This window comes from Streptomyces sp. (assembly GCF_036566765.1).
Taxonomy (GTDB): domain Bacteria; phylum Actinomycetota; class Actinomycetes; order Streptomycetales; family Streptomycetaceae; genus Streptomyces.
Genome location: NZ_DATCVQ010000022.1, coordinates 1 through 4,427 on the forward strand (window position 1 = coordinate 1; position 4,427 = coordinate 4,427).

4 protein-coding genes and 2 pseudogenes are annotated in these 4,427 nt (G+C 68.8%); 3 read left to right on the forward strand and 3 right to left on the reverse strand.

What is annotated here, in order from left to right:
* The first annotated feature begins 250 nt into the window (after nt 1-250).
* Nucleotides 251-559 (forward strand): DUF7677 family protein, encoded by a 309-nt coding sequence (locus VIU94_RS01075; protein WP_422664583.1) that lies wholly within the window; start codon nt 251-253, stop codon nt 557-559.
* Nucleotides 560-620: 61 nt separating this feature from the next.
* Here the strand turns inward: VIU94_RS01075 and VIU94_RS01080 are convergent.
* Together VIU94_RS01080 and VIU94_RS01085 are read right to left on the reverse strand one after the other, a co-directional pair.
* Nucleotides 621-836, reverse strand: a pseudogene (locus tag VIU94_RS01080) (IS5/IS1182 family transposase); the annotation flags it as partial.
* Between the two features lie 239 nt (nt 837-1,075).
* A complete protein-coding gene (locus VIU94_RS01085) occupies nt 1,076-2,065 on the reverse strand; it encodes a hypothetical protein (RefSeq protein ID WP_331906491.1) in 990 nt (329 codons plus the stop codon).
* A gap of 281 nt (nt 2,066-2,346) precedes the next feature.
* On the opposite strand from VIU94_RS01085, the gene VIU94_RS01090 reads away from it, so the two are divergent.
* Nucleotides 2,347-3,081 (forward strand): MarR family transcriptional regulator, encoded by a 735-nt coding sequence (locus VIU94_RS01090; protein ID WP_331906493.1) that lies wholly within the window; start codon nt 2,347-2,349, stop codon nt 3,079-3,081.
* A gap of 231 nt (nt 3,082-3,312) precedes the next feature.
* On the forward strand, nt 3,313-3,564 hold the full coding sequence (locus VIU94_RS01095; protein WP_331906495.1) for a ricin-type beta-trefoil lectin domain protein: 252 nt from the start codon (nt 3,313-3,315) through the stop codon (nt 3,562-3,564).
* 64 nt (nt 3,565-3,628) lie between these two features.
* On the opposite strand, the pseudogene VIU94_RS01100 reads toward VIU94_RS01095, so the two are convergent.
* Nucleotides 3,629-3,795: pseudogene (locus VIU94_RS01100) on the reverse strand (transposase family protein); the annotation flags it as partial.
* Nucleotides 3,796-4,427 lie beyond the last annotated feature (632 nt).

A 4,427-nucleotide genomic window follows, 5' to 3' on the forward strand; every position in this document is an offset into this window, starting at 1 on the left:
CCGACTTGCCTGCCGACTGGCCATCGTCGCGGACACCGAAAGAAAACCCAGTCATCTCTCTTGAACGGCCCTTTGCCCGATCAAGATCAAGATCATCAAGATCAAGAAGAGCCGTGCGGAGATCGCGAGGACATGGGGATGCTCCAACTCAGGGCTTCCCTGTAACGATCGGCGTCCCTCTGAGAGGCCGTCGCCTCTTGCGGCGGGAGGTTGACGATCGACCGGGGAAGGCCGGGGCTGGATTCTTCGCATACCTTCGCATCTCAGTCCTGGTGCTTCCGGAGCCCTCCGACGCTTCGCTGGATGGCTTGCCTGGGGGTCGGTCGGCCACCCGATGCTGGACGGGGTCGACTACTGGGAGGAGTTGCGCGAGTCGCCCTCCCAGATGGAGATCTGCGTCGCGGTCTTCGCCAGCGTCCTCGGACTGGACGAGCAGGGAGAACCGGTCATCGAGAAGCACGCGGAGCGCAGGGCGGCAGCCTGGCTCTACCGATACCGCACCGGGGAGCTGCCCCCGGGGGAGCCGGACATCGAGCCCTCGGAATGCCAACTGCATTGACTGTCGACGTGCGACGTCGTTCGAGTAGGCCAGCCCCGCCGCGATCCTCTGCGCGGCGGGGCTATCCGGTGAGGGCAAGGTTGTGCGGGCGGGCGATGCCGAGCATCGCGTGGTGCATGCCGCCGCCATGCAGGCGGCAGTCGCGCAGAATCTTCCACGCCTTCATCCGGACGAAGACGTGCTCGACGCGGGCGCGGACCTGCTTGTGGGACTTGTTGTGGGCGGCTTGCCAGCCAGGTAGGTCCTCGTCATCGCTGCGTCGTCGGTGCGGGATCACCCCGCGGCAACGCCGCAGGACGCTGCCGCCGCCGTACCGTTGAGGTGCTCCGTCAGCCGGTCGTGGCCCGCTGTTCACTTCCACACCGACGCTCGATGCCGATCACGCAGCACTACAGGTCCGTCTGCCGTAGCAATACGAGCGCCCCCTGGCGGCGGCACCGCGTCACGGCGGGCTCCGGTCGCGTGCAATCCCGGTGCCGCTCAGCGGTTCGCGCGCTGCGGCACCGGGAGCAGTGGTCAGACGCCCGCGGGTATCGGTGTCTTCCGGTCTCGCTCTGCCCGCTTGGCTGCGCTGATCGTCTTGGCGATGGCCCCGGCCGTGAGGAGCAGTACGGCAGCGAGGGCGGTGAGGGTCGCGGTGTCGGGGTGGGCGAAGGACTGGCCGCGGCCGGCCTGCCAGGTCACCACCGCGACCAGCCCGGTGTATCCGAAGGCAGCGGCGCCGACGAGGCGGGCCTGCACCCGCTCGCTGCGCAGCCAGGCCTTGCGGGCGGCGAAGGCGGTCAGTACGGCAACGAGGACGAGCAGGATCTGGATGCCGTGCAGGGCGAAGAAGTGCGGGACGCGGAAGTCTCCGCCGGTGACGCTCCAGTGGGTCAGCGGCATGCCGTTGCCGTCGGGGTCGCCGATGCCGTGGCCCTGGTACATCGGGATGGCGTGGCCGTTGGCGTCGGTGACGGTGCGTTCGTTGATCTCGGTGACCATCCAGTAGACGGGGATGAGCATGCCGGCGACGGCGAGGACGGTGCCGGCGCGGATCGCCAGGTTGAGGGCTGGGCTTCCGGTGCGCTGGATCAGTACGGCGACGCCGATGACGAGCTGCGCGATCACGATGACCATGACGCCGAAGGTGAGGATCGGCGTCAGCGCGAGGGTGACGCTGTCGGTCTGGTCTGCGTTGAAGTGGCTGACGGTGCCGCGGGCCGCCTGGACGGTGATGGCGCCGACCTCCGCGACCGTGGTCGCCGCGAAGACGGTGCCCAGCCACTGGGCGAGGCGCCGCCCCTTGTTCAGCCGGGGGAGAAGCCAGGCGAGGGTGGCGGCGTAGAGGGCGAAGCCGAAGCCGAACTTCAGCGGCTTGTACCAGACCGACTCTCCGAGCAGCAGCCGGTCGTCGACAGCCAGGCCGACACCGCAGGCGAGCACGAGAGCGGCCATGAGGCCTGAGCAGGCCAGCAGGGGCCGGTGCCAGGCGGAGACACGCGCGAGGGCAGGCGTGTGCGTCATCGGAGATCCCATCCCAGTGAGCGAGCGGCGGCCACCAGGGCCGCCGCGATCGCAACGGACAACGTTTAGGTGATGACGAACGTAACTTGCATTCATTGATCCGTCAACGCCACAGAGCGTCAAAAAGCCTGTATCTAAAGCATCTTAGGGCCCTAAGTTGCAATGAGGGTGAGGCTGAATGCAAGCTCAGTCATCGAGACTTGCAATGACGTGGTGGCGAACGTAAGACTGTCCACGGACCCCGCCGTACCGAGCGGGCTGACGCTGCTGGAGGTGCCCCCATGCCTGGAGGCCGGCTGACGCATCAGGACCGAGAGCGGATCGCCGAGGGGCTGGCCGAGGGGCTCAGTTACACGGAGATCGCCGCCCGGATCGACCGCCCCCTGTCGACCGTCACGCGCGAGGTGAGTCGCAACGGCGGCCCCGACGGCTACCAGGCCGACCATGCCCAGCAGGCCACCCAGGACCGGGCCCGGCGAAGCCGCCCAGGACGCCAAGCGTCACTGGACACCAGCCCAGCGCAAACGCACGCACCGGGCACCGTCCAGGAACTTGAGGAGCGCTTCACCGCCGTCATGATCAGTACCGGACTGCCCCGGATGACCGCCCGCGTCCTCGCGACCCTCTATCTCACCGACAGCGGCAGTCTCTCCGCCGCCGAACTCGTCGAGCGCCTGAAGGTCAGCCCCGCCTCGGTCTCCAAGGCCATCGGCCAGCTCGAGGAGCAGGAACTCATTCGCCGCGAACGCGACCCCCGCCGGCGTCGTGAACGCTACGTCATCGACGCGGACGCATGGTTCCGCGGCTGGATGGCCAGCGCCCGCCAGAACGCCGCGCTGGCCGACTTCGCCCACACCGGAGCGGACACCCTCGGCACCACCTCACCCGCCGGTGCCCGGCTCAACGACATCGGCGACTTCTTCCAGCACGTCGGACAGGCCATGCTGCAGGCGGCCCAGCAATGGCAGCAGGACCGCACCGCGCGCCGAACCGCCGAGGGCCTGCCGCTCCCCTGACGGTCAGGAGGTCCCGCGGCCGCGCCTGGACGACGCACGAGATACCGCAACGGGCCGCTGCTCGCCGGGTTCGACGCCCCGCCCGGCTGGCACCAGGACTGGTTCAGCTATATCGGCGACCTCATCTGGCATTTCGAGCCGCTGCACATCCAGGACCGCGCCTGACCACGGACAGGACGCGGCGGATGCGGTGCGGCTTGAGCGCGACGACGTGTGGCAGCAGTGGACCTTATGGGGCGATGGGAACGGCTACGCCATGGTGCAAACCGTGCCACCGCCGACTGCCTCTTCCAGACCTGGTGGGGCGGTGCCCAGGCCGCACCGTGCGAGTGGAACAACAACGACTGCAAGTGGGGGGTTGGGAACAACAGCGGCAACGTCTTCTTCCGCAACAAGTCCACCGGGATGTGCCTGGACGACAGCCGGACCTACGGCCTGCGGGTCATCGGCTGCAACTACGGCGTCTGGCAGCAGTGGCGCTGACCGGCTCCGCCCGACCCCGCGAGAGTAGCTAACTGCGGGGCGCCTTGCCTCGATGCACCGCGCCCCCGATCCAGGCGGACGGGGGCACGTGGGCGGTGCCGACGGAACTCCGAAGCCGGCCGCGATGCGGGCGAGGGTGTCGTGACGGCGCAGGTATACCAGGGCGACCAGCGCACGCAGGTGCGGCGGAAGCTTGCAGCGCCGGGCACCCTCGCGGGTGACGATGAGCATCGTGACCCACTCGGCCAGAGCACGCGGCAGGTCGGGTGGGTCGCGCCGCCGCTGGCGGGGTCGGCGTCAGAGCGACGGGGCTGTGGTGGTGACGGGGGCTTCGCCCCTTGACTGTCTGCCCACGCCAGAGCTGGCTGCCTCGGGTTGCCGCGCTGGTTCGGTGCTCGAGGTGGGCGATCTCCCCGTTCCTCGTTTCGTCCGATGCCGGTGGCGGACGGAAAACTGGTCGAATCTGGCGGCTGGCAGGGCCCTGCCGGAGGGTCAGCCCGGCGCTGGCTGCCGGTGGGTGGAGATCACGGTTCAGTGGATCAGACGTCCTGGACGAAGCAGTCCCGGGGTGGTGAGACCGCCGTTCGTAAGAACGAGGTCCCGGTCGGCTTCACCGTGCCGCAGGTCCCGGCTACCTTCGCGCACGTCGTCCGCAGGCCCGGATTCCTCGGGGGCCATGCGGCGCCGGCGGGTCACCTGGCCGGAGCGGAGCGGACCGGACCAGATCGGATCGGATCGGTCAGAGCCTGTCGTAGGTGTAGCAGTAGGTCCAGTCGCTGTCCTGCTCCTTGGGCACCCAGCCCTCGTCCGCGCGCTCGGCGTGAAGCCACTGGTCGCGCGACGCGGCACCGAACATGGCTCAG

What these genes read in the sequence shown, in the direction of transcription:
- VIU94_RS01085 (WP_331906491.1), bottom strand. Translation starts at nt 2,065, where the DNA reads ATGACGCACACGCCTGCCCTCGCGCGTGTCTCCGCCTGGCACCGGCCC.
- VIU94_RS01090 (WP_331906493.1), top strand. Translation starts at nt 2,347, where the DNA reads ATGCCTGGAGGCCGGCTGACGCATCAGGACCGAGAGCGGATCGCCGAG.
- VIU94_RS01095 (WP_331906495.1), top strand. Translation starts at nt 3,313, where the DNA reads ATGGGGCGATGGGAACGGCTACGCCATGGTGCAAACCGTGCCACCGCC.